Source organism: Streptomyces sp. NPDC053432, from assembly GCF_055585365.1.
Map to the genome: position 1 here is coordinate 87,342 of NZ_JBVJKF010000026.1, position 22,840 is coordinate 110,181.

Here is a 22,840-nt window from a genome sequence, read left to right on the forward strand (position 1 = left end):
TGGTCGTGCCTAGACTCGACGGCAGAGGGGTCCGTCTGGAGCTCGACCGGGGGAGGAGGGGACGCCGTGACGCCGCAGGCATCCGCGCAGGCCGCGCAGGCGCTGCTCCGCCATGCCGCCGTCTTCCTGCCCGCCGCCGTCCCGCGCGAGGGCCGGATCGCCTTCTGGGCGCCCGACGGCGATCCCCTGCCCGCCACGGGCACGCCCGCACCGCTCGGTGTGGTGGGCCCGCACGGTGGCGGTGCCCGCAGCCGGACGGTACCCGCGGTGACCTTCTCCGTGGCGGCCGCCCTGCCGCTGCTGGCGCCCGCGCCCCGGAGCCGGGCCGCCCATCCCGCCACGCGGGCCTGGGGCACCGCCGCCGTGCAGGCCCTCTCGCTGGTGGCGCGCGGCCGTCTGCTGCCCGGGCTCACCCCAGAGGGCGTCGACGCGTGGCGTGCCGGGCCGCTCGACGCCGCCGATGTCGACCACCTCCGCGCGGTCGCCGCCGCCCTGCCGTGGGAGGGGTGCGCGACGCCGCTGGCCGGCCGGCGCCCGCTGCAGCTGCCCGAGCCGGAGGCCCTGCTCCGCGCCTTCCTCGACGCCGTCGCCGACAGCCTGCCCCGCACCCCGGCGGCCGCCGTGGCCGCCGGCCGGCCCTTCGCCGCCCGCGAGCCGCAGCAGGTGGCCGGGATGGCGGAGTGGGCCGCGCAGGTCGCGGCCGGCGCCGACACGGGCGTCGGGATCTCGCTCCGGCTCGACCTCTCCTCCTTCGCCCTCTTCGACGAGGCGGAGGGGGAGGACACCCGCCGTGCCGGAGCGGCCGTCGTGCAGGTGCACAGCCTCGCCGACCCGACCCTGGTCACCGACGCCTCGCAGCTGTGGGCCGGCACCGCGGCCGCGGGGTTCGGGTCGCGCGCCCGGATCGACGCCGTGCTCGCGCTGCGCCGGGCCGCCCGCGTGTGGCCGCCGCTGCTGCGGCTGCTGGAACAGCCCGCTCCCGACTCCCTCGCCCTGTCCGACCCGGAGCTCGAAGACCTGCTCGGGGTGGCCGCGAGCCGCCTGGCGGCCGCCGGGGTCCTGGTCCACTGGCCGCGCGAACTGGCTCGTACGCTGTCCGCGACCGCCGTCGTACGCTCCACCGCGCCCGGATCCGCGACCGACGGCACCGCCTTCTTCGACGCCGGCCACCTCTTCGACTTCTCCTGGGAACTGGCGCTGGGCGGGGACCGGCTGACCCCGGGGGAGATGGACGCCCTCGCCGAGGCGCACCGGCCGGTCGTCCGCCTGCGCGACCAGTGGGTGCGGGTCGATCCGGAGCTGGTGCGCAAGGCCCGCAAACGGCAGCTCGGCCTGCTCGACCCGGTCGACGCGCTGGCCACCGTACTGACGGGGACGGCCGAGGTCGACGGGGAGCCGGTGGAGGCCGTCCCCGTGGGGGCGCTGGCCGCCCTGCGGGAGCGGCTGACGGGGGAGCCGGCCCCGCTGCCGCAGCCCGCCGCGCTCAAGGCCACCCTGCGCGACTACCAGGCGCGCGGCCTGGCCTGGCTGGACCTGATGACCTCCCTGGGCCTCGGCGGCTGCCTCGCCGACGACATGGGCCTGGGCAAGACCGTCACGCTGATCGCGCTGCACCTGCACCGGGACCGCCCCGAGCCGACGCTGGTGGTGTGCCCGGCCTCGCTGCTCGGCAACTGGCAGCGGGAGATCGAGAAGTTCGCCCCCGGCACTCCCGTGCGCCGCTTCCACGGCGCCGGTCGCAGCCTCGACGATCTGACCGCGCCCGAGGGCGGGTTCGTGCTGACCACGTACGGGACGATGCGCGCCAGCGCGCCGCTGCTGGCAGAGCAGCGGTGGGGGATGGTCGTCGCCGACGAGGCCCAGCACGTCAAGAACCCGCATTCGGCGACGGCGAAGGCCCTGCGCACCGTTCCGGCGCCGGCCCGGGTGGCGCTCACCGGCACCCCGGTGGAGAACAACCTGTCCGAGCTGTGGGCGCTGCTCGACTGGACGACTCCGGGACTGCTCGGTCCGCTCACCACGTTCCGCGCCCGCCACGCCCGCCCGGTGGAGCACCAGCAGGAGGAGGACGGCGGAAACGAGGCGGCGGTCGCCCGGCTCGCGGCGCTGGTGCGCCCCTTCCTGCTGCGCCGCAAGAAGTCCGACCCCGGCATCGCCCCCGAGCTGCCGCCGAAGACGCAGACCGACCATCCGGTCTCGCTCACCCGTGAGCAGGTCTCGCTGTACCGCGCGGCGGTGGATGAGGCGATGGCCGTGATCGGGGCGAGCGAGGGCATGGAACGCCGCGGCATGATCATGAAGTTGCTGGCCTCGCTCAAGCAGATCTGCAACCACCCCGCGCAGTACCTGAGGGAGGAACAGCCCCGGATCCCGCACCGTTCGGGAAAGCTGGCCCTGCTGGACGAACTGCTGGACACGATCCTCGCCGAGGGCGGTTCCGTGCTGGTCTTCACCCAGTACGTGACGATGGCCCGGCTCATCGAGCGGCACCTGACGGCCCGGGGGATCGGGCACCAGCTGCTGCACGGCGGGACCCCGGTCGCGCGCCGCGAGGAGCTCGTGGACCGGTTCCAGGCGGGCGAGGTCCCCGTCTTCCTGCTCTCGCTGAAGGCGGCGGGCACCGGGCTGAACCTCACCCGCGCCGGGCACGTCATCCACTTCGACCGCTGGTGGAACCCGGCCGTGGAGGAACAGGCCACCGACCGTGCCTACCGGATCGGCCAGACCCAGCCCGTGCAGGTCCACCGGATCATCGCCGAGGGCACCGTCGAGGACCGGATCGCCGAAATGCTGGAGGCGAAGCGGGCACTGGCCGATGCCGTCCTCGGCTCGGGCGAGGCGGCGCTGACGGAGCTGACCGACCGCGAGCTCGCCGACCTCGTGTCCCTCCGGAGGCCGGAATGATCACCGCGCGCGACGACCGCCGCCGCACCTTCGAGACGGTGCCCGCCGGGGTGGAAGCCGTCAGCTGGTGGGGCCGGGCCTGGGTGTCGGCCCTCGAAGGGAGCTCCGCCGACGCGGCCCGTCTGGCCCGGGGCCGTATCTACGCGGAGGAGGGGCACGTCGAGGCCGTCACCGTCACCCCCGGCAGGATCGTGGCGTACGTGCGGGGCAGCAGGGCCCGCCCCTACCGCACCGAGCTGGCCCTGCCCGCCCTCGACGACGCGCGGTGGCGGGAGCTCCTGGAGACCGTCGCGGCCGATCCGGCGGCGCTCGCCGCGCTGCTCGAACGGGAGGTGCCGCAGTCCCTCGCGGATTCCGTGCTGCCCGCGGCGCGCGAACTGGGCCCGCGCTGCTCCTGCCCGGACCACGGACGTCCGCCGTGCAAGCACGCGGCGGCCCTCTGCTACCGGGCGGCCCGGCTCCTCGACGAGGACCCGTTCGTGCTGCTGCTCCTGCGCGGCCGGGGCGAGCGGGAGCTGCTCGACGAGCTCGGCCGCCGCAGCGCCGCCCATGCGGCGCGCGAACAGCCCGGCTCCGCCCCGGACTTCCCCGGCGTCCCGGCCCGGGAGGTGCTGGTGCGCACCGTCCTGCCGCCGCTGCCCGCGCCGCCGGCCGCGCCCGCCGCCGTGGGGCTCCCGCCCGCGTACCCGGCCGAGCCCGGCTGCCCGGACCCGCTCGCCCTGGACCTGCTCGCCGCCGACGCGGCCGCCCGCGCCCTGGCCCTGCTCACCACCGGGGAGGACCCCATCGCCGGGCTCACCCTGTGGCAGGACGCCGTCCGGCTGGCCTCCGCGCACCCCACGGCCGGCCTCACGGGCGCCGCCCGCACCCTCTACCGGGAGCTGGCCCGCGCCACCGGCCGGACCACCACCGACCTCGCGCGGGCCGCCGCGGCCTGGCGTCAGGGCGGCCGCCCGGCCCTCGCCGCCCTCGAAGAGCCCTGGGACCCGCCGGCGGGCCCCTTCGACCGGGCCCGCCCCGCCCTCCTCGCCGCGGCCCAGGGCTCCTTCCGCCCCGAGCGCAACCGCCTCACCAGCGGCAACCGCCAGCTCCGCCTCGGCCGCGACGCCCTCTGGTACCCCTACGAGTCCCGCCTCGCCGGCGAGGACTGGTGGCCGATGGGCCCGCCGTCGGCGGACCCGGTCACCGCCCTGCTGCGCTGAGTCCCGCCGCCCAGCGGGTCAGGGTGGCGAAGTCGCGCTCGCGCAGGCCGTGGCGCGGGTGGATGCGCAGGAGCAGGGCCGGGGCCGGGTGGTGGGCGGCGACCCACGCGCGGTCGCGGGGGGTGATCATGTCGTCGACCCAGGCGAAGGGGCGCCCGGCCGCCCAGTCGACGAGGGCCCGGGTCTTCCAGGAGAGGCCGTCCGGGTCGTCCGCGAAGAGTTCCGGCCACTCGACCACGGGCAGATCACCGGGCAGTCCGATGTGCGGTGCGATCAGGGTGTTGGCCTGGTGCGTCCAGGCGGTGGCCCAGGTGAGCTCGAAGGGCAGGGCCAACAGCCGGGCCCCGTGGGCGGGGTGGAGGCGGACGCGGGCGCCGCGGCGGGCCTTGCGGGAATCGGGGTCGCGGTAGGCGAGCCAGACGTCCGGGCGCATCCGGTGGGTCGTGTAGCCGCGCAGGCCGGCGCTGAGTGAACGGAACGGGTTGAGGGGGCCGTCCACATCGAGGAGGAGCACGGGGCGATCGGTCATGAAGTACGCACTACCCAGTACACGATGGAGTGAAATGCCTACCGGCTCTATAACCCGTATGGGTTCGGAGCGTTGTCTCCGGTGTGGGTGCAGCGCCCGCGAACTCCTCCGGGAAGGCAGGGAACGAATGATGCGTCACAGTCGTCGGAATGGCTTGATCGCGGCGGTGGTCGCGGGAGGTGGGCTGGCGGTCGCGGGTGTGAGCGGTTTCGCCCACGCCGACGCGGACGCGGGCGGCCGGGCCGAGGGCTCGCCGGGGCTGCTGTCCGGGAACCTGGTACAGCTCCCCGTGCACGTTCCGGTGAACGTGTGCGGGAACACCGTGAGCGTGGTCGGGGTACTCGACTCCGCCGCCGGCAACAGCTGTGCCAACGGCGCGCCCGGAGGCGGACATCCGGAGCCGCGGCCCTCACATCCATCGAAACCCGGGGCCGCGTCCGGCGGCGGTGCCTCGGCCGACGGACGCGGAAAGGATTCGCCGGGTGTGCTCTCCGGCAACGGCATCCAGCTGCCGGTCGACCTCCCGCTGAACGTCAGCGGCAACTCCGTGAACGTCGTGGGCGTCGGCAACTCCGCCCACGGCAACACCTCCGTCAACGGCGCGACGCCCGGCCCCACCCTGCCGGTCCCGCCGGCCCCGCAGCCGCCCGTGACCGAGCCGCCCGTGACGTCACCTGCCGCGCCGGTACTGGCGGGCCACAGCGGGGCCCTCGCCCACACCGGCTCCGACGGGGTGGGCTACCTGCTGCCCGGCGGCGGGGGCCTGCTCCTCGGCGGTGTGCTCCTCTACCGCCGCTTCCGTCTCAACCGGGCCTGATCCGCCAGCCGTCCAGGATGGCGTCGATCCGCGGGGCCAGCCGGGCCCGGGCCGCGAACCGCGGTACCCCCGCCATCAGCAGGGCGTCGTACTCGGTGTCGGTGTGCCGCACGGCGGCCCGTACCGCCACGGTGACCGCCAGTTCGTCGAGGGCCCGGCCGGCCGCGGTGCGGCCCACCCGGCCGCTGCCGCGCAGCGAGGCGTGCGTGGCGATCGCGACGGCCCGGTCGGCCGGGATGCCCGGGAACAGCCGCACGATCTCGGCGGCGAAGGCCGCCGTGAACCGCGTGTCCTCGGCCGTACGCCGCAGCCGGTCGCGCTCCCGACGCCGGGCCCGCGCCTCCGAGTCCGCGAGGCAGGCGCGTTCCGCGTGTGCCAGCGCGGCGTCCTCGACGAACAGGCCCTGGCGCTCGTAGCGGCGCCGGCGCTTGTTGAAGCGGACGACGACGGCGGACAGCGTACTGGCCTCGCGGGAGCGGCGGGTGAGCGCGGCGTCCCCGCGCGGCAGGTACACCAGGTGCCCCAGGTCCGCGCAGTCCAGGCAGCGCGGCACGCCGACCTCCCGGACGAGGTGCCGCAGCGGGCCCTGCCGGCACTCCGCACAGTGGATCTGCTTCGCGGACTCGAACACCACCAGGCTCATGCAGGTGTGATACCGCCGTTGGGTCCCCATATCACCTGACGGGAGACGGCGGTTGATGTTTCCGCAACTTCTCCTCGACTCCGTGCCGCCCTCCTAACGTGATGCGGTGGCCACCAGAGGTCCACGGAGGAGGGGTACATGCGCGCACTGCAGGTGAGGGCCGCACCGTCCCGCGCCACCACCCAGAGACCCGGACCGAAGCCGAAGCCGAAGCAGCAGCCGAAGGTGACGGCGAATCCCCGGTCGAAGGCCAGGGCGAAGCGGGCGGGGCAGGGCCGGGAGGTCGTCATACCGCCCGGCGGCTGCACCGGCTGGCACTTCCACCGGGTCCCGCTGGACGCCGTGGTCCTGGCGGGGACACTGACCCGGGTCCTGGCCGACGGCACGGTCGAGACCCACCCGGAGGGGACCTCCTTCGAGGAACCCGCCGGCATCGACCACATACACCTGGGCCACAACCTCGGCTCCGAACCGGTCGTCCTCCACATCACCCCCGCCCTCCCGGCGGGCATCCCCTTCGCCATACCCACCCCGCCCCCGCCCGGAGTGCCCGGGCCGGTCTGCTGCCGTTGACAATGGACCGGTGCAGTTCGAAGCGATCACCTGGCAGCGGATGGCCGAGCGGCTCGCCGGTCACCTCGACGAGACCCCCGCCCAGGGGAGTTGGCAGCGCGTGGGCATCGACGGGGCGCCCGCCGCCGACACCGGCGTGCTCGCCCGGCACCTCGCGGAGGAACTGCGTCTGCGCTCACGGCCCGCGCTGGTGGTGGCGGCCGAGGGGTTCCTGCGGCCGGCCTCCCTGCGCTTCGAGTTCGGGCGCGAGGACGTGGACTCGTACCTCGGCGGCTGGTACGACACCGCCGCGCTCTGGCGGGAGGTGTTCGGCCCGACGGACCCCGGCGGCACCGGGCGGGTGCTGCCCGACCTGTGGGACCCGGTGACCGACCGCGCCACCCGCAGCCCGTACGTCGAACTCCCGCCCGGCGGCGTGCTGATCGTGCACGGGCCGCTGCTGCTGGGGCACTGGTTCCCCTTCGACCTCAGCGTCCACGTCAGGCTGTCGGCGGGAGCGCTGGCCCGGCGCACCGAGGAGTCGGCGCGCTGGACCCTGCCCGCCTTCGCCCGCTACGAGGCGGAGACCGACCCGGCGGCCGGGGCCGACGCGGTGGTCCGGGCCGACGACCCACGCCATCCGGCCTGGACCGGACTGCGCCCCACCGCCCCCTGACGGTCCCGGAGGTCCGGGATCCGTCACAGCGGCGTCCGCGCCCGGCGACGAACCGGTTCCGGCCGTCGTCCCGGCCGGGACCCCGCGCTACGTTGACGCCGGACTTCGGCGGCGGCCACCCGGTGGGGCCCTGACAGAGGGGGACGGCAATGGACGGACGTGGTAGGGCGGTCACGGGTCGGAGACGGCAGCGGCGGCAGGCGGGCGCCGCGCTGGTGCTGTGCGGGACCCTGGTCCTCACGGCGTGCAACGGCGACGACGGCAGCGGGGACGCGGGAGCCGCCGGTACGCCCCCGGCAGCCGGCCCGGCGAAGCCGCCGGCCGGCGCCACGGCCGGCGGAGCAGCACCGTCCGGCTCCACGGGCTCCCCGGGCTCCACGGGCTCGGGCTCCCTGGGCTCCCCGGGGTCCACGAAGAAGCCGGCTCCGGCCCCGACAGCCGCCCCGACCGGCAAGCCGGCGCCGCCCGGCCCCGCGCCCACCCCCGCGTGCGGTAAGCCCCCGGTCGCCGACGACGAGATCGCCGTCTACCGCTGGACCCCCGAGGGCGGGTCCGCCCATCTGATCGTCAAGCACGGGAACTGGGGCTGCGCCGTCAAGGACGGCCGAACGCCCTTCGTGACGGTCGGCGCGGAAACCGCCGTCCCGATCGCCGAGAACGCCAGGATCACCGCCCTCAGCCCGATCCTGCCCGGCACCGTGAGCAAGCCGATCACCCTGCACGAGCTCACGTCCTGGCTGGAGTCCCACCCGGACAAGGGCCTGGTGTTCCACTACAACGTGAACCACAGGGGCATCATCGATACCCTCGGCCAGGAGGAGTACACGCCGTAGCGGCGCGGCCGCCGCTCCCCGCCGCGGTCGCCCGCCTCCGCTACGGCCGCCCGCCCAGCCGGGCGACCGCCCGCGCGGCCGCGCGGCACCCGGCGCGGGCCGCGTCCGCCGGGGTCGCGCCCGCGAGCCGGGCCGACAGGAAGCCGCCGGTGAACGCGTCCCCGGCGCCCGTGGAGTCCAGCGCCTCGGCCGGCTCCGCCGGGACCTCGGCGGTGATCCGGCCCCGCTCGGCGACCAGTGCCCCCGCCGCGCCCAGGGTCACCACCACCAGCGGTACCCGCCGGCTCAGCTCCACGGCCGCCCGCGCCACCCCCGCCGGTCCCGGAAGCCCGGCCAGCAGCCGGGCCTCGTCCTCGTTGGGCAGCAGTACGTCGGCCCCCGCCACCGCGTCGAGGAACCGCCGCGGACCCAGCGCCGCCAGGAACCCGGCCGACGCCGGGTCCACGCTCACCGGGACCCCCCGCGCCCGGGCCGCCCGCAGGGCGACCAGCGCCAGCTCCCGGCTGCTGTCGGCGAAGAACAGGTAGCCGGACAGGTGCAGATGCGCCGCCCCGTCCAGCAGGGAGGGGGCCCAGTCGGCCGGGCAGAGCCGCAGTGCGGCCCCGCTGTCGGTGAGGAAGGTGCGCTCGGCGTCCTTGCCGACCAGCGCGACCACCGTCCCCGTCGGCTCGTCCGGGTCGACCACCAGCCGCGGCCGCACCCCCGCCGCGAGCAGCGCCTCCTCGTGCCAGCGCGCCGAGTCCGCGCCCACCCGCGCGAGCAGCCGGACCTCCGGGGCCCCCGTACGGGCCGCCCAGCAGGCCGCGTTGGCCCCGGCGCCGCCGGGCACGGTCCTTATGCGGGCAGCCGTGTCGGTGGCCGGGGCCAGCGCCTCCGTATGCACGGCGACGACGTCCGTCACCACGTCCCCGACCACCAGCAGTGCGCCCGTCACGCCCGCGCCGCCCAGGCCCCCGCGATCCTGGCACCGAGCCGTACGTTGCCCCGCACCGCCGCCAGGTTCGCCTCCAGCGAGGCTCCGTCCGTCGCCCGTACCAGGTACCCCAGGAGGAACGGCGTCACCGCCTGCCCCGTGATCCCCTGCGCGCGGCACTCCGCGAGCGCCTCCGCCAGCACCCGGTCGTGCAGCTCCGGATCCAGCTGCTCCGCCTCCGCCACCGGATTGGCCACCAGCAGCGCCGATTCCGGCCCGCCCAGCGCGTCCTGGGCGGCCATCACCGCCGCCACCTCCTCCGGCCGGTCCACGGACCAGTCCACCGGTTCGCCCGAATCGGCCAGGTAGAAGCCGGGGAAACGGTCCGTCCCGTAGCCGAGCACCCCCACCCCCAGCGTCTCCAGCCGCTGCAGGGTGGCCGGCACGTCCAGGATGGACTTCACGCCCGCGCAGACCACCGTGATCCTCGTCCGCGCCAGCAGCGACAGGTCCGCGGACTCGTCCTGCGTCTGCGCCCACTCGCGGTGCACCCCGCCGAGCCCGCCCGTGGCGAAGACCCGCAGGCCCGCCCGGGCGGCCAGGAAGGCCGTGGCGGACACCGTCGTCGCCCCCGTCGCGCCCGCCGCCAGGGCCGGCGCCAGATCACGGTGGCCCAGCTTGCGGACCCCTTCCCCGCCGGCGATCCGCTCCAGCTGCGCCTTGTCCAGGCCCGCGTGGGCCACCCCGTCCAGGACCGCGACCGTCGCCGGAACGGCGCCCTCCGACCTGACCAGTGCCTCCAGTTCCAGGCCTACCGCCAGGTTGCGGGGGCGGGGCAGGCCGTGCGCGAGGATCGTCGACTCCAGGGCCACCACGGGCCTGCGCCGGGCGAGTGCCTCACGTACCTCTTCCGACAGGACCAGGAGCTCAACCGCTGTGTGCTGTGACATGTCCCCATCCATGGCACGTGATCGGCGTGCCCAAACGCGCTGCCGTCACTCCCGCGGCAAGCTGTCCGAACAGCGTCCCCACTGGACAGGGTGACTCGTCGGCAGGGCCGTTCCTGGACGCTCCGCTCACCGTGCCGTGCGGGTCGGCCGGACTACGCTGGCGCGCCATGAGCACCAGTGATCACCCCGCAGCCCCCGCCTCCTTCGCCGTCTCCGTCCCCGGCGTACCGGACTCCGAGCTGGAAGCCGACGACCTCGACCCCGACCAGATCGTCTCCGGGGACCCCGTCGTGACCGGAAAGGTGCTGTGGGAGTCGGCGGACGGCAAGCAGCTGCGCGGGATCTGGCAGATCACCCCCGGCGTGGTCACCGACGTCGAGGCCAACGAGCTGTTCGTGGTGGTCAGCGGCCGCGCCACCATCGAGGTCGCGGGCGGCCCGACCCTGGAAGTGGGGCCGGGGACCGCCTGCGTCCTGCGGGAGGGCGACAGGACCACCTGGACCGTGCACGAGACGCTCCGCAAGGCGTACCACATCAGCTACTGAAGCCACGGCGGCTACTGGGACCGGTCAGCGCCCTTCGCGGGGACGGGGTGACGGCGCGCGGTGAACAGCGCGAGCGCGGCCAGCGGCAGCAGCAGCGCGGCCCCGATGGCGTTCAGCCAGCCGTAGCCGGCCTGGGACATGACCAGGCCGGCGGCCGCGCCGCCCAGACCTGCGGAGGCGTTCATCGTGAGGTCGCTCAGGCCCTGTACGGCGGCCCGCGCGGGCTGCGGGACCGAGTCGGTCAGCAGCGCCGAGCCGGACACCATCCCGGCGGACCAGCCCAGGCCCAGCAGGAAGAGACCGAGCGCGCTCTGGGCGTGACTGGGCCCGGCGGTACCGGCGAGCAGCGCGGCGATGGACAGGAGTCCCGCCGCGAGGCCGATCACGGCGAGCCGGCCGAGGCGGTCCGCGAGCCAGCCCATGACGGGCGAGAAGGCGAACATGCCGGCGATGTGACCGCTGATCACCAGGCCGACGAGCTCCAGGCCGGCGCCGTGGTGGCCCAGGTCCATCGGGGTCATCACCATGATCGAGACCATGACGGTGTGCGACACCGCGACGCTGACGAGTGCGAGCCGGGCCCGGGGGGAGGCCTTGACGGCGGCGAACCCGGCGCGCAGCGAGCGGCCGTCCCGGGACTGCTCCTCGGGCGCGGCCAGGGCCCGGGCGGTCAGCAGCGGGTCGGGCCGCAGGAGTACGGCTATCAGCGCGGCGGTCAGTACGAAGACGGCGCCGGCCCACACGAAGGGGCCCGCCGTCTCGGGTATGGAGGTGCCGGCGAAGCTGCGGCTGGCGGGGGCGGAGAGGTTCGGGCCGAGCACCGCGCCGAGGGTGGAGGACCACACGACGACCGAGATCGCCCGGGCCCGGCGGTCCGGGGCGGCGAGGTCGGCGGCGGCGAACCGGGCTCCGAGGTTGGCGGAGGAGGCCGCGCCGAAGGCGGCCATGCCGAGCATGAGCAGCGGGAAGCTCTTGACGACGGCGGCGAGGACGACGAGCGCCGCGCCGGCCGCGCCGATCCCGTACCCCAGCACCAGCCCGGGACGGCGCCCCCGCGCGGTCATCAGGGCGGCGAGCGGGAGCGAGACCACGGCGGTGCCGATCACGGCGGCGGTGGAGGCGAACCCGGACAGGGCCTCGGTGCCGCTGACCTGCGTGGCCAGGACGGGCGCCAGGGCGATGCTGATGGGCACGCCGAGGCCACCGAGGACCTGGCTGGCCATGAGCACCCCGGACGTGCGCCGTTGCAGCCCGGCCACCTCCGCCTCGGTCCGCAGCAGCGGCACGGCCGACCGGTCGGTGCCGGAGGACGCGGTCACGCGGTACACCCCCCTCGCGGCGGCGGGACGGGGGACGCGATCCGGCCGGGTGCGGCGGCAGAAGTAGTCACCGCCGCAGTTTCCCACCCCTTACCGCCCAGGGGAACCGGAAAAGCGCGCGCCGGTCGGAGCGGGTGCGGGTCGGAGCGGGCGCCGGTCGGAGCGGCGCCGGTCAGAACAGGGGCTGCGGCAGGACGCCCTCCAGTGCGAGGAGCCGCCGCTTCGTCTCCACGCCGCCCCCGAAGCCGCCGATGCCCCCGTCGTTCTCCACGACCCGGTGGCACGGCACGACCACCGGCAGCGGATTCGACCCCATCGCGTTGCCCACCGCCTGCGCGGCTCCCGGCTGGCCCGCGCGGGCCGCCAGCTCCCCGTAGCCGACGACCGCGCCGTAGGGGACGGAGCGGTCCAGCTCCTGGAGCACCTGCCGGTTGAAACCGGAGCTGAGGCGCCAGTCCAGCGGCAGCTCGAACCGCCGCAGGGAACCGGCGAAGTACGCGGACAGCTGGCGTATCGCCTCGGCCAGCAGCACCTCCTCGCCCGGGGCGGGCCGCCGGGAGTCCGCGCCGAGCCGGGAGACGAGCGAGCCGATCATCGCGTCGGCCCGCTCCGGCGCGGCGTGGAACTCGACCCGGACCAGACCCACCGGGGTCGCGGCCAGGAGGAGGGGGCCGATGCCGCTCGCGACGACGGTCCATTCGAGGTGCGGCCCGCGGGGCCGCTCGGTGCTGTCCACGCCTCCACCGTACGGGCCCCCACCGACAGCGCGGCTCAGAAGCCGCCCACCGCTTCGCGGATCACGTCCGGGGCGTTGGTGATGATCCCGTCCACCCCCATGGCCTGCACCTTCCGGGCGGTCGCCGCGTCGTCGACGATCCAGGTGTCGACCTCCATCGCCTTGCCGTGGGCCCCCCGCAGGCCGTGCACCGCGGTGACCCAGTCGGCCGAGATCGTGGTGTGCCACGGGTTGATCCGGTCGGTGAACTCGGCGTACCTGGGCAGGTCGGCCACCGCCGGGGTGCCCAGGAAGGCCGTCACCAGGTCCGGGCGCAGCCGGTGCACGATGCGTACGGAGTCGGCGCTGAAACTCTGCACGACCAGGCGCTGCGACACGTGGCGCCGGTCGAGCCAGCCCGCCTCGTCGAGCACCTCGAGGGTCTGCTCCTCGATCCCCGGGTAGAGCTCGGGCTTCTTGATCTCCAGCAGCAGCCGCTGCCGGTTGCGCTGCACCCGGGCGAGGTACTCGCGCAGGGTCGGCACGAAGGCGCCCGCGTACTGCTCGCCGAACCAGCTGCCCGCGTCCAGCCGGGCGATCTCGGCCGCCGTGAAGTCCTTCACCCTCCAGGGCTTGCGGTCGGGGAAGACCTGCTCGACGTCGGTGGTCCGGGCGAGGGTGTCGTCGTGGATCACCACGAGCTCGCCGTCCTTGGTGCGCTGCACGTCGTTCTCGACCCAGTCGAAGCCCAGCCGCCTCGCCAGGTCGATCGAGTCGAGGGTGTTCTCCGGGGCGTACGCGGAAGCCCCCCGGTGGGCGTACACGACGGGTTCCCCCACTTCCGCCCGGCGGGTCGCGGGGCCGGCGGGGGAGCCGGTGCCCGGGCCGGGAGCGGCGGCCGAGGCCGTACCGCCCAGCAGGGTGAGGGTGAAACCCAGGAATGCGGCGGCGGTCGCGGCGGCGGGTCGGACGTACATGTGCGTTCTCCTCGGGTCGTGAGCCCTGTTCCTGCGTCAAACGGGTGCGCGGCGGCAGACGTTGTGGGATGCACTTCACGGCGGTTGGCGGCGGTTCACGGCGGGCCTTCACCGCGATCATGGGGTTGAAGATCACCGAGCCGCCACCGAACTACGACAAACGGACCAGAACGGGTGAGGTCGGCCGGGCCTCCCGCGCCGCCCGCGCCCGGCGCGTCCCCTGGACGGGCGCGTGAGTGTCAGTGGGGGGTCGTACGGTTGAGTCATGCGGCCCGTATCGAAGATCGAACGCACGGTGGCGCCTTTCGAGGTCGTCAGCCCCTACCAGCCCAGCGGCGACCAGCCCGCGGCCATCGCCGAGCTGGAGAAGCGCATCCGTGCAGGTGAGAAGGATGTCGTCCTGCTGGGTGCGACCGGCACCGGAAAGTCGGCGACCACCGCCTGGATGATCGAAAAGCTCCAGCGCCCGACCCTGGTGATGGCGCCGAACAAGACGCTTGCCGCCCAGCTGGCGAACGAGTTCCGCGAGCTGCTGCCGAACAACGCCGTCGAGTACTTCGTCTCGTACTACGACTACTACCAGCCCGAGGCGTACGTACCGCAGTCCGACACCTACATCGAGAAGGACTCCTCGATCAACGAGGAGGTGGAGCGGCTGCGCCACTCCGCGACCAACTCGCTGCTCACCCGGCGCGACGTGATCGTCGTCGCCTCCGTGTCCTGCATCTACGGCCTGGGCACCCCGCAGGAGTACGTCGACCGGATGGTCCCCCTGAAGGTCGGCGAGGAGATCGACCGGGACCAGCTGCTGCGCCGCTTCGTCGACATCCAGTACACGCGCAACGACCTGGCCTTCACCCGGGGCACCTTCCGCGTCCGCGGGGACACCATCGAGATCTTCCCGGTCTACGAGGAACTGGCCGTCCGCATCGAGATGTTCGGCGACGAGATCGAGGCCCTTTCCACCCTGCACCCGCTGACCGGCGAGGTCATCAGCGAGGACCGCGAGCTCTACGTCTTCCCCGCCAGCCACTACGTCGCCGGACCCGAGCGCATGGAGAAGGCGATCAACGGCATCGAGGCCGAGCTGGCCGTGCGCCTCGCGGAGCTGGAGAAGCAGGGCAAGATGCTGGAGGCCCAGCGGCTGCGCATGCGCACCACCTACGACCTGGAGATGATGCGCCAGATCGGGTCCTGCTCCGGCATCGAGAACTACTCGCTGCACATGGACGACCGCGAGCCCGGCTCCGCGCCCAACACCCTCATCGACTACTTCCCCGAGGACTTCCTCCTCGTCATCGACGAGTCGCACGTCACGGTGCCGCAGATCGGCGCGATGTACGAGGGCGACGCCTCGCGCAAGCGGACCCTGGTCGACCACGGCTTCCGGCTGCCGTCCGCGCTCGACAACCGGCCGCTGAAGTGGGAGGAGTTCCTGGAGCGGGTCGGCCAGACCGTCTACCTGTCGGCCACGCCGGGCAAGTACGAGCTCTCCCGCTCCGACGGCTTCGTCGAGCAGATCATCCGCCCCACCGGCCTCGTCGACCCCGAGGTCGTCGTCAAGCCCACCGAGGGCCAGATCGACGACCTGGTCCACGAGATCCGCCAGCGGGTGGAGAAGGACGAGCGCGTCCTGGTCACCACCCTCACCAAGAAGATGGCCGAGGACCTCACCGACTACTTCCTGGAGCTCGGCATCCAGGTCCGCTACCTGCACAGCGACGTGGACACCCTGCGCCGCATCGAGCTGCTGCGGGAGCTGCGGTCCGGCGAGTACGACGTCCTGGTCGGCATCAACCTGCTGCGCGAGGGCCTCGACCTGCCCGAGGTCTCGCTCGTGGCGATCCTGGACGCCGACAAGCAGGGCTTCCTGCGCTCCGGCACCTCGCTGATCCAGACCATCGGCCGCGCGGCGCGCAACGTCTCCGGCCAGGTCCACATGTACGCGGACAGCATCACCCCCGCGATGGCGCAGGCCATCGACGAGACCAACCGGCGCCGCGAGAAGCAGGTCGCCTACAACACGGCCAACGGGATCGACCCGCAGCCGCTGCGCAAGAAGATCAACGACATCGTCGCCACCATCGCCCGCGAGGAACTCGACACCGAGGAGCTCCTCGGCACCGGCTACCGGCAGACGAAGGACGGCAAGGCCCTCAAGGCGCCGGTGCCCGCCCTGGGCGGCAAGGCCGGCCAGGCGGCCAAGGCCGGAAAGGGCGCGAAGGCGGCCAGGGGCGGCAAGCCGGCCGAGGTGCTCACCGACCGTCCGGCCGCCGAACTGGCCGCGCTGATCGAGCAGATGACCGAGCGCATGCGCGCCGCGGCCGCCGAGCTCCAGTTCGAGGTCGCGGCCCGGATCCGCGACGAGGTGGGCGAGTTGAAGAAGGAGCTGCGGCAGATGAAGGAAGCGGGCCTCGCCTGACCCGGGGCGGGTCAGTAGGGTTGGGTCACAGCCGCAGGTACATGCTGCGCGCCCGTCCGACGGGGCGGGCCATGGGAGAGGGGACGACGCGTGACGGTCAACATGACCAAGGGACAGGCCATCAGTCTGCAGAAGTCGGACGGAGGGACGCTGACCGCGGTCCGGATGGGCCTCGGCTGGCAGGCGGCGAAGCGCCGCGGGCTCTTCGGCTCGCGGACCCGGGAGATCGACCTGGATGCCTCGGCGGTGCTCTTCGCCGACAAGCAGCCGGTGGACGTCGTCTTCTTCCGGCACCTGCAGAGCGACGACGGCTCGGTCCGGCACACCGGTGACAACCTGGTCGGCGGCGCCGGCCAGGGCGGGGACGACGAGTGCATCCTCGTCGACCTGCAGCGCGTGCCGGTCCACATCGACCAGATCGTCTTCACGGTGAACTCCTTCACCGGCCAGACGTTCCAGGAGGTGGAGAACGCGTTCTGCCGCATCGTCGACGAGACCAACGGCCAGGAACTGGCCCGCTACACCCTCAACGGCGGCGGTCAGTACACCGCGCAGATCATGGCGAAGGTGTCGCGCGTGGGCGGCGGCTGGCAGATGACGGCCCTGGGCACCCCGGCCAACGGCCGGACCTTCCAGGACCTGATGCCGGCGATCCTGCCGCACCTGTAAAGCGAAGAGGGAACGGGGGGAGACGGGACGATGGCGGCCGAACTGGTCCGAGGGCAGAACCATGCCCTGTCCGAACACCAGGTGCGGATCACGGTCTCGGCGGGCACACCGGTGCTCGCGCTGGCCACGCTCGGGGACGAGCAGGGCGCGGTGACCGGTCCGGACGGGATCGCGCACCCCGGTGCGCGTGCCCTTCCGGGGGTGGAGGCACCCGACGGGCCGGCCGCCTCGCACCGGTTCGCCGTCGACCTCGACGCGGTGGCCGCCGAGGTGCACCGGGTCGGCGTCCTGCTCTCCCTCCCCCCGGGCGGTCCGGCCCGCTTCGGCGCCGTCGCGGCCTCGCACGTGGCGGTCGCGGCCGAGGACGGCACCGAGCTCGCCGAGTACACCCTGACCGGGCTGGACGCCGAGACCGCGGTGGTGGCCCTGGAGCTGTACCGGCGCCAGGGCGCCTGGAAGGTCCGCGCGGTCGGCCAGGGGTACGCGGACGGCCTCGTGGCCCTGTTCGCCGACCACGGGCTCGCCGGCCCCGCCGCCGCCGAGCTGGTGGCGCGGGTGCACGCGAGCGTCGCGGCCCCCGTGGCGTCCGAGCCGGTTCCGGTCGCCCCCGACCCGGTGCCGGTCTCCGGAGTCCCCTACCCGGGGACGCCGGGCCCCGCGCCCGCGCAGACGCCGCCCCCGGCCGACGCCCCCGGCGCCGCGGTCTCCGGCGGCGACGCCACGATCAACTACGCGCACCCGCGCCGTCGCACCACCACCCAGCCGCCCGAGCCGGCCCCGCAGGCGGCCCCGCCGCAGCAGCCGGGCGAGTTCCCGACGCCGGTCGCGGGCGACGCCAGCGGCTGGTCCATGGAGGAGCGCCTGTACAACCAGGTCTGGGGCATGTTCGAGGACCTGGCCCGGGCGGTCGCCGCCTACCGCAGCGCCGTGGACTTCGCCGACTCCCGCCTGGACCGCGAGCTCGACGAGGCCCTGTCCGACCCCCGCCACCGCATCGGCGGCTCCGGCAACGCCGCCCGCGACACCGCGCGGGCCCGTCGCGACGAGCTCGTCGCCCAGGCCCAGGCCGTCCTGGACCGGGACCTCGCGCAGCTGGCCGCCGAGTCCGAGGTGGTCGAGCCCGCCCTGCCGGCCGCGTACGCGCGCTGGGACAACCCCGTCTGGCACACCGGCCGCTCCGCCGGGCTGCCCGAGGAGCCCCCGCTGGCCCTGCGCCTGGGCGACCTCCACCTGCCCGAGCGGCCCGCCCTGCGGATCCCCATGCTGGTCCGGGTCCCGCTGGAGCGCGGTCTGTGGATCGACAACGGCCGCACCGGCTCCGAGGCCGCCATGGCCATGGACGCCGACAAGCTGCGCCGGGCCGCCATGGACCTGGCCGTCGCCTACGCGGTACGGCTGCTCGCGGTGCACCCCGCGGACCGGTACTCCGTCCACGTCATCGACGCGGCCGGGGCCGGATCCGCCTCCCTGGCGCCGCTCGTGCGCGCCGGAGTGCTGGCCGGGCCGCCCGCCGCCGGAGCCGCGGGGGTCACCGAGACCCTGGCGAAGCTGACCCGGCGCGTGGACCTCGTACAGATGGCCCTGCGGGCCGGTGCCCCCGAGGACCTGCCGCCGGACGTGGACACGGCCGAGCAGCTGCTGATCGTGCACGACTTCCCGCACGGCTTCGACGACCGGGCCGTCACCCAGCTGCGCTACCTCGCCGACGAGGGCGCCGCGGTCGGCGTGCACCTGCTGATGGTCGCGGACCGTGACGAGGCCTCCGCGTACGGGCCCCTGCTCGACCCGCTGTGGCGCTCGCTGATGCGGCTGTCGCCCGTGCCGGACGACCACCTCGCCGACCCGTGGGTGCACCACCAGTGGACCTTCGAGCCGAACCTGCCGCCGCAGGGCAGCAGGGTCATCGAAGAGGTGCTGGAGCGCGTGGCCGCCGCCCGCTGGGGCGGCCGATGACCTCCCGCTGACCAGTCCTTGGTCTTCCCTTTACCAAAACTCCCCTCGGCGGGTACCCTGGTGCCTGCGGAGGGGAGTATTCCTGCTTTCCTGCTACGGCGTGCCCGTCAATACGGACAGTGACCTGTCCCGGGGCGTCGGCCCACGGCCTCCAGGCCGCCCGGGTGGAAGAGACCTCCGGCAGCGATGACGCTGACGAAGTGCTGAGCCATCCGCCGGAGGCGTGTTCACCATGGAAGTTTCCTGGACCCTGTGGGCGCTGACCATTCTCGGTCTGTCGCTCCTCATCGGCGCCGATTTCTTCATCGGCCGCAAACCGCACGACGTATCGATCAAGGAAGCGGGCACCTGGACGGTCGTCTGGATCGCCCTCGCCGGACTCTTCGGCCTCGGCCTGTGGTTCTTCGGCAACGGCCAGGCCTCCCAGGAGTTCTTCGCCGGTTTCATCACCGAGAAGTCCCTGAGCGTCGACAACCTCTTCGTCTTCGTCCTGATCATGGCGAAGTTCGCGGTGCCCTCCCACCTCCAGCAGCGCGTCCTGCTCGTCGGCGTGCTGATCGCCCTGGTGCTCCGCGCGGTCTTCATCGCGGCAGGCGCCGCGATCATCGCCAGCTTCTCCTGGGTCTTCTACATCTTCGGCGCCTTCCTGATCTACACCGCCTGGAAGCTGATCCAGGAGGCCCGCAAGGACGAGGACGAGGAGGAGTTCGAGGAGAACCGTCTCCTCAAGTCCGTCGAGAAGAAGTTCGGCGTGGCCGACCGGTACCACGGCACCAAGCTGTTCATCGTGAGCAACGGCAAGCGCGTGCTGACCCCGCTGATGATCGTCATGCTCGCCATCGGCACCACCGACGTGCTGTTCGCCCTGGACTCGATCCCCGCGATCTTCGGCCTGACCCAGGACCCGTACATCGTCTTCACGGCCAACGCCTTCGCGCTGATGGGTCTGCGCCAGCTGTACTTCCTCATCGGCGGCCTGCTGGAGAAGCTGGTCCACCTCAGCTACGGCCTGTCGATCATCCTGGGCTTCATCGGCGTCAAGCTGGTGCTGCACGCCCTGCACGAGTCCGGCGTGCACGTCCCGGAGATCTCGATCCCGGTCTCCCTGGGCGTCATCTGCGGTGTCCTGGTCATCACCACGATCACCAGCCTGATGGCCTCGAAGAAGAAGGCGGCGGCCGAGGCCGCCGCCCGCCCGGAGAGCGTCGACGCCTGATCCCTCCGAGGGCTACGCGGGGGCGGCCGCTTCGGCCGCCCCCGTCTCCGTACCCGCGCCCGCCCGCTTCCGTACGAGCACCGGATGGGTCTCGGGCAGCAGCGCGAAGCAGCCCACGCTGACCAGGGCGATCCCGCTCAGGTACACCGCGACCCCCCAGGGCGGCCCCGCGCCGTCCGCCAGCGCCGTCGCCACGACCGGAGTCAGCGCCCCGCCCAGCACGCCGCCCAGGTTGTAGCCGACGGCCGCGCCCGTGCAGCGGATCCGCGGGTCGTACAGCTCCGGCAGGTACGCGCCCACCACCGCGAACATCGTCACCATGCCCAGCAGCGCCCCGGCGAAGCCCAGCGTCATCAGCAGCGGATCGGCCGTGCGCAACAGCGCCACCAGCGGGAACATCCACAGCACGCAGGCCGTGGAGCCGCCCAGGCACAGCGGCCGCCGCCCGAAGCGGTCGCCGGCCAACGCCACCAGCGGGGTCACCAGGCCCTGGAGCGCGACCGCGGCCATGATGCAGGCCAGCATCACCGTCCGGCTCGCACCGAGCTGCTCGGTCGCGTACGCGAGGGACCAGGTGGTGACCGCGTAGAAGACGGCGTACCCCACGGCGAGCGCCCCGCCCGTCAGCAGCAGCAGCCGCCAGTGGCCGCGCACCACCTCGGCGAGCGGTGCCTCGGCCCGGCGCCCGGTGTCGGCCAGTGCCCGGAACTGGGGGGTCTCCTCCACCGAGCGGCGAAGCCACAGCCCGGCCAGCGCCAGCAGCCCGGCCGCCCAGAACGGCACCCGCCAGCCCCACGCGCTGAACTGCGCTTCGCCGAGCGACGCCGACAGCGCCAGGACCATGCCGTTGGCCAGCAGGAACCCCACCGCCGGACCGATCTGGGGGAAGCTCGACCACAGGGCGCGCCGCGCCTCGGGCGCGTGCTCGGCGGTCAGCAGTACCGCGCCGCCCCACTCGCCGCCGAGCCCGAGGCCCTGCAGGAAGCGCAGCAGGAGCAGGAGGACCGGCGCCGCCGTGCCGATCGAGGCGTACGTGGGCACGCAGCCCACCGCCACCGTCGCGAGGCCGGTGAGCAGCAGGGAGCCCAGCAGCACCGGGCGCCTGCCGTAGCGGTCGCCGATGTGGCCGAAGACCGCGGAGCCGAGGGGGCGCGAGAGGAAGCCGACGCCGAAGGTGCCGAAGGCGGCGAGCGTTCCGGCGAGCGGGGAGAACGAGGGGAAGAAGAGCGGGCCCAGTACGAGGGCGGCGGCCGTTCCGTAGGCGAAGAAGTCGTAGAACTCGATCGCGGTGCCGGCCAGGGCGGCCGAGGCGAGCCGCACCATGCCGGGTCCGGCGGTCCGGGGAGGGGAGACGGGGGAGGGGTCTTGTTGCATGGTGCAGCAAGTACCCCGTCCCCCTGGCCCGGGACGTGCGTTCGGTCACGAACGACCGGAAGGAGTGCACCGCGTACGGAGATTGACGCGATGCGGGGCGGCGGGGCCCGGTCTACCAGCCGCGCTCGCGCCATTCGGCGAGGTGCGGCCGCTCGGCGCCGAGGGTGGTGTCGTTGCCGTGGCCGGGGTAGACCCAGGTCTCGTCCGGCAGCTGCTCGAAGAGCTTGTGCTGCACGTCGTCGATCAGGCTGGCGAAGGCCTTCGGGTCGCCCCAGGTGTTGCCGACGCCGCCCGGGAAGAGGCAGTCCCCGGTGAACACGTGGGCGTGCCCGTGCGGGTCGTCGTAGATCAGGGCGATCGACCCCGGCGTGTGGCCGACCAGGTGCCGGGCGGTCAGCTCGACCCGTCCGACGCGCACGGTGTCCCCGTCCGCGACCAGGACGTCGGTCTTCACCGGGATGCCCTCGGCGTCGAGCGCGCCCGCGTAGGTGGTGGCCCCCGTCGCCGCGACGACCTCGGCGAGCGCACCCCAGTGGTCGCCGTGCCGGTGGGTGGTGACGACGGACTTGATGCCGTCGTCCCCGATCAGGCTGAGGAGCGTCTGCGCCTCGGCGGCCGCGTCGATGAGCAGCTGCTCGTCGGTGGCCCGGCAGCGCAGCAGATAGGCGTTGTTGTTCATCGAGCCCACCGCGACCTTGGAAATCATCAGGTCCGCGAGCTCGTGCACGTCGGCCGGACCGCCGACCTTGACCTCTCCGGTGTACGTCATGTGTTGATCCTAGAGCGGGGGGAGCTCGGGAAGGCCGTCGCCCGCCTCGACGGCGAGGTGGGCGCCCTTGAGGCCGCGCCCGGCCAGCCAGCCGAGCAGCTCGTCGGCGGGGCCGCTGAGGATCACCGGAGTGCCCTCGGAACCGCCCGTGTGCCAGACGCGGTCGCCGTGGGACGCCTTCAGGGTCACCGGCGGGACCTCCGGGCGGCCCGACCAGCGGTCGGCGAGGAAGGCGATCTCGCGGTCGGTGAACTCGTCCGGGAGGTCGGAGAGCTCGTATCCGATGTTGAGGTCGACGTGGTGGAGCGCGACCTCGACCCAGCGGCGGAACGGCACGTTCGAGGCCAGATCGGTGACCCCGTTGCGCAGCTCGACGGTGCGGGACCAGTCCTGGTCGGGCTCGGAGGCGGCGAGGAAGCGGGCCGCGGAATCGCGGACGTCCGTCAGTTGTTCTTCCAGGGACCGGACCGCGTCGCGCTCGATGTCGGCGTCGCGGGCGGTGGCGCTCTCGTACATGGGGCGGCCCTCGATGACGTTGACGAGGGCGTCGGCGTTGCGCGCGAGGTGGGCCAGGATGTGGCCGCGGCTCCAGCCGGGGAGATGTGACTCCTCGGACAGTGCGGCGTTGTCCAGCTTCGCGACCGCGGTCAGCAGTCGGTCCGTGGCTTCACGTACAGATCGCAGGTCGTGCACATGATCAGTCATGACGGCGAGCCTAGTGGCTGGGGTGGTCCCGCCACACGATCGGGTGAAGAGGTCGGAGGAGTGCCGTAAATCGAATGTGCGTGCTATACGCTCGAAGTCCAAGACTCCATCTCCATCGCAGAGGCGCCCCCCATACCCTGGGACGGGGACCTGTGCC

21 protein-coding genes are annotated in these 22,840 nt (G+C 73.7%); 11 read left to right on the forward strand and 10 right to left on the reverse strand.

The features are described from left to right. Nucleotides 1-66 precede the first annotated feature (66 nt). On the forward strand, nucleotides 67-2,904 hold the full coding sequence (locus ACZ6Y1_RS32175; protein WP_469638112.1) for a DEAD/DEAH box helicase: 2,838 nt from the start codon (nucleotides 67-69) through the stop codon (nucleotides 2,902-2,904). Then, nucleotides 2,901-4,106, forward strand: a complete 1,206-nt coding sequence (locus tag ACZ6Y1_RS32180; RefSeq protein WP_469638115.1) for an SWIM zinc finger family protein — start codon at nucleotides 2,901-2,903, stop codon at nucleotides 4,104-4,106. Before ACZ6Y1_RS32175 ends, ACZ6Y1_RS32180 begins: the two co-directional genes overlap by 4 nt. Here the strand turns inward: ACZ6Y1_RS32180 and ACZ6Y1_RS32185 are convergent. Further along, nucleotides 4,087-4,635, reverse strand: coding sequence for an HAD domain-containing protein (locus ACZ6Y1_RS32185; RefSeq protein ID WP_469638119.1), 549 nt, complete (start codon nucleotides 4,633-4,635; stop codon nucleotides 4,087-4,089). The genes ACZ6Y1_RS32180 and ACZ6Y1_RS32185 overlap by 20 nt on opposite strands. A gap of 166 nt (nucleotides 4,636-4,801) precedes the next feature. Here ACZ6Y1_RS32185 and ACZ6Y1_RS32190 point away from each other — a divergent pair, with 166 nt between their 5' ends. Beyond that, nucleotides 4,802-5,452 carry a chaplin gene (locus ACZ6Y1_RS32190; RefSeq protein WP_469638122.1) on the forward strand — a complete coding sequence of 217 codons (651 nt, stop codon included), beginning with the start codon at nucleotides 4,802-4,804 and terminating at the stop codon, nucleotides 5,450-5,452. On the opposite strand, the gene ACZ6Y1_RS32195 is transcribed toward ACZ6Y1_RS32190, so the two are convergent. After that, nucleotides 5,439-6,095 carry a DUF2293 domain-containing protein gene (locus ACZ6Y1_RS32195; RefSeq protein ID WP_469638125.1) on the reverse strand — a complete coding sequence of 219 codons (657 nt, stop codon included), beginning with the start codon at nucleotides 6,093-6,095 and terminating at the stop codon, nucleotides 5,439-5,441. The two genes, ACZ6Y1_RS32190 and ACZ6Y1_RS32195, sit on opposite strands and share 14 nt — an antisense overlap. Before the next feature lie 138 nt (nucleotides 6,096-6,233). Here ACZ6Y1_RS32195 and ACZ6Y1_RS32200 point away from each other — a divergent pair, with 138 nt between their 5' ends. From ACZ6Y1_RS32200 to ACZ6Y1_RS32210, 3 genes are all read left to right on the forward strand, one after another. Beyond that, entirely contained in the window at nucleotides 6,234-6,668 is a 435-nt protein-coding gene (locus ACZ6Y1_RS32200; protein ID WP_469638128.1) for a cupin domain-containing protein, read from the forward strand. A 10-nt stretch (nucleotides 6,669-6,678) separates the two neighbouring features. After that, nucleotides 6,679-7,323 (forward strand): nucleoside/nucleotide kinase family protein, encoded by a 645-nt coding sequence (locus ACZ6Y1_RS32205; RefSeq protein WP_469638131.1) that lies wholly within the window; start codon nucleotides 6,679-6,681, stop codon nucleotides 7,321-7,323. A 149-nt stretch (nucleotides 7,324-7,472) separates the two neighbouring features. After that, nucleotides 7,473-8,156, forward strand: a complete 684-nt coding sequence (locus ACZ6Y1_RS32210) for a hypothetical protein (protein WP_469638134.1) — start codon at nucleotides 7,473-7,475, stop codon at nucleotides 8,154-8,156. A 40-nt stretch (nucleotides 8,157-8,196) separates the two neighbouring features. Here the strand turns inward: ACZ6Y1_RS32210 and ACZ6Y1_RS32215 are convergent, their stop codons facing one another. Then, nucleotides 8,197-9,090 (reverse strand): carbohydrate kinase family protein, encoded by an 894-nt coding sequence (locus ACZ6Y1_RS32215; protein WP_469638137.1) that lies wholly within the window; start codon nucleotides 9,088-9,090, stop codon nucleotides 8,197-8,199. Then, nucleotides 9,087-10,019 carry a pseudouridine-5'-phosphate glycosidase gene (locus ACZ6Y1_RS32220; protein ID WP_469638140.1) on the reverse strand — a complete coding sequence of 311 codons (933 nt, stop codon included), beginning with the start codon at nucleotides 10,017-10,019 and terminating at the stop codon, nucleotides 9,087-9,089. Before ACZ6Y1_RS32220 ends, ACZ6Y1_RS32215 begins: the two co-directional genes overlap by 4 nt. Before the next feature lie 167 nt (nucleotides 10,020-10,186). On the opposite strand from ACZ6Y1_RS32220, the gene ACZ6Y1_RS32225 reads away from it, so the two are divergent. Further along, on the forward strand, nucleotides 10,187-10,564 hold the full coding sequence (locus tag ACZ6Y1_RS32225; RefSeq protein WP_469638143.1) for a cupin domain-containing protein: 378 nt from the start codon (nucleotides 10,187-10,189) through the stop codon (nucleotides 10,562-10,564). Nucleotides 10,565-10,575: 11 nt separating this feature from the next. Here the strand turns inward: ACZ6Y1_RS32225 and ACZ6Y1_RS32230 are convergent, their stop codons facing one another. The 3 genes from ACZ6Y1_RS32230 to ACZ6Y1_RS32240 form a co-directional block, all read right to left on the reverse strand. Next, nucleotides 10,576-11,883, reverse strand: a complete 1,308-nt coding sequence (locus tag ACZ6Y1_RS32230) for an MFS transporter (RefSeq protein ID WP_469638146.1) — start codon at nucleotides 11,881-11,883, stop codon at nucleotides 10,576-10,578. 172 nt (nucleotides 11,884-12,055) lie between these two features. Beyond that, nucleotides 12,056-12,619 carry a methylated-DNA--[protein]-cysteine S-methyltransferase gene (locus tag ACZ6Y1_RS32235; protein WP_469638149.1) on the reverse strand — a complete coding sequence of 188 codons (564 nt, stop codon included), beginning with the start codon at nucleotides 12,617-12,619 and terminating at the stop codon, nucleotides 12,056-12,058. A gap of 35 nt (nucleotides 12,620-12,654) precedes the next feature. Next, nucleotides 12,655-13,575, reverse strand: a complete 921-nt coding sequence (locus tag ACZ6Y1_RS32240; RefSeq protein ID WP_469638153.1) for a glycerophosphodiester phosphodiesterase — start codon at nucleotides 13,573-13,575, stop codon at nucleotides 12,655-12,657. Nucleotides 13,576-13,840: 265 nt separating this feature from the next. Here ACZ6Y1_RS32240 and uvrB point away from each other — a divergent pair, with 265 nt between their 5' ends. The 4 genes from uvrB to ACZ6Y1_RS32260 all read left to right on the forward strand — a co-directional run bounded on the left by uvrB (nucleotide 13,841) and on the right by ACZ6Y1_RS32260 (nucleotide 19,835). Then, nucleotides 13,841-15,997, forward strand: a complete 2,157-nt coding sequence (gene uvrB / locus ACZ6Y1_RS32245) for an excinuclease ABC subunit UvrB (protein WP_469638156.1) — start codon at nucleotides 13,841-13,843, stop codon at nucleotides 15,995-15,997. Nucleotides 15,998-16,087: 90 nt separating this feature from the next. Beyond that, the gene (locus ACZ6Y1_RS32250) at nucleotides 16,088-16,666 is read left to right on the forward strand and encodes a TerD family protein (protein ID WP_384587249.1); all 579 of its coding nucleotides are present in this window, start codon (nucleotides 16,088-16,090) and stop codon (nucleotides 16,664-16,666) included. Nucleotides 16,667-16,696: 30 nt separating this feature from the next. Then, nucleotides 16,697-18,619, forward strand: a complete 1,923-nt coding sequence (locus ACZ6Y1_RS32255) for a TerD family protein (protein ID WP_469638160.1) — start codon at nucleotides 16,697-16,699, stop codon at nucleotides 18,617-18,619. Between the two features lie 232 nt (nucleotides 18,620-18,851). Next, on the forward strand, nucleotides 18,852-19,835 hold the full coding sequence (locus ACZ6Y1_RS32260; RefSeq protein WP_469638164.1) for a TerC family protein: 984 nt from the start codon (nucleotides 18,852-18,854) through the stop codon (nucleotides 19,833-19,835). 12 nt (nucleotides 19,836-19,847) lie between these two features. Here the strand turns inward: ACZ6Y1_RS32260 and ACZ6Y1_RS32265 are convergent, their stop codons facing one another. The 3 genes from ACZ6Y1_RS32265 to ACZ6Y1_RS32275 form a co-directional block, all read right to left on the reverse strand. Beyond that, nucleotides 19,848-21,158 carry an MFS transporter gene (locus tag ACZ6Y1_RS32265; RefSeq protein ID WP_469638198.1) on the reverse strand — a complete coding sequence of 437 codons (1,311 nt, stop codon included), beginning with the start codon at nucleotides 21,156-21,158 and terminating at the stop codon, nucleotides 19,848-19,850. A 163-nt stretch (nucleotides 21,159-21,321) separates the two neighbouring features. Further along, entirely contained in the window at nucleotides 21,322-21,978 is a 657-nt protein-coding gene (locus tag ACZ6Y1_RS32270) for an MBL fold metallo-hydrolase (RefSeq protein ID WP_469638167.1), read from the reverse strand. Between the two features lie 9 nt (nucleotides 21,979-21,987). After that, nucleotides 21,988-22,683 carry a maleylpyruvate isomerase family mycothiol-dependent enzyme gene (locus ACZ6Y1_RS32275; RefSeq protein ID WP_469638170.1) on the reverse strand — a complete coding sequence of 232 codons (696 nt, stop codon included), beginning with the start codon at nucleotides 22,681-22,683 and terminating at the stop codon, nucleotides 21,988-21,990. Nucleotides 22,684-22,840: the final 157 nt, after the last annotated feature.

Coding starts and splice junctions, on each gene's coding strand:
- ACZ6Y1_RS32180 (WP_469638115.1), top strand. CDS start 2,901: ATGATCACCGCGCGCGACGACCGCCGCCGCACCTTCGAGACGGTGCCC.
- ACZ6Y1_RS32185 (WP_469638119.1), bottom strand. CDS start 4,635: ATGACCGATCGCCCCGTGCTCCTCCTCGATGTGGACGGCCCCCTCAAC.
- ACZ6Y1_RS32195 (WP_469638125.1), bottom strand. CDS start 6,095: ATGAGCCTGGTGGTGTTCGAGTCCGCGAAGCAGATCCACTGTGCGGAG.
- ACZ6Y1_RS32200 (WP_469638128.1), top strand. CDS start 6,234: ATGCGCGCACTGCAGGTGAGGGCCGCACCGTCCCGCGCCACCACCCAG.
- ACZ6Y1_RS32210 (WP_469638134.1), top strand. CDS start 7,473: ATGGACGGACGTGGTAGGGCGGTCACGGGTCGGAGACGGCAGCGGCGG.
- ACZ6Y1_RS32220 (WP_469638140.1), bottom strand. CDS start 10,019: ATGTCACAGCACACAGCGGTTGAGCTCCTGGTCCTGTCGGAAGAGGTA.
- ACZ6Y1_RS32225 (WP_469638143.1), top strand. CDS start 10,187: ATGAGCACCAGTGATCACCCCGCAGCCCCCGCCTCCTTCGCCGTCTCC.
- ACZ6Y1_RS32240 (WP_469638153.1), bottom strand. CDS start 13,575: ATGTACGTCCGACCCGCCGCCGCGACCGCCGCCGCATTCCTGGGTTTC.
- uvrB (WP_469638156.1), top strand. CDS start 13,841: ATGCGGCCCGTATCGAAGATCGAACGCACGGTGGCGCCTTTCGAGGTC.
- ACZ6Y1_RS32255 (WP_469638160.1), top strand. CDS start 16,697: ATGGCGGCCGAACTGGTCCGAGGGCAGAACCATGCCCTGTCCGAACAC.
- ACZ6Y1_RS32260 (WP_469638164.1), top strand. CDS start 18,852: ATGGAAGTTTCCTGGACCCTGTGGGCGCTGACCATTCTCGGTCTGTCG.
- ACZ6Y1_RS32265 (WP_469638198.1), bottom strand. CDS start 21,158: ATGGTGCGGCTCGCCTCGGCCGCCCTGGCCGGCACCGCGATCGAGTTC.
- ACZ6Y1_RS32270 (WP_469638167.1), bottom strand. CDS start 21,978: ATGACGTACACCGGAGAGGTCAAGGTCGGCGGTCCGGCCGACGTGCAC.
- ACZ6Y1_RS32275 (WP_469638170.1), bottom strand. CDS start 22,683: ATGACTGATCATGTGCACGACCTGCGATCTGTACGTGAAGCCACGGAC.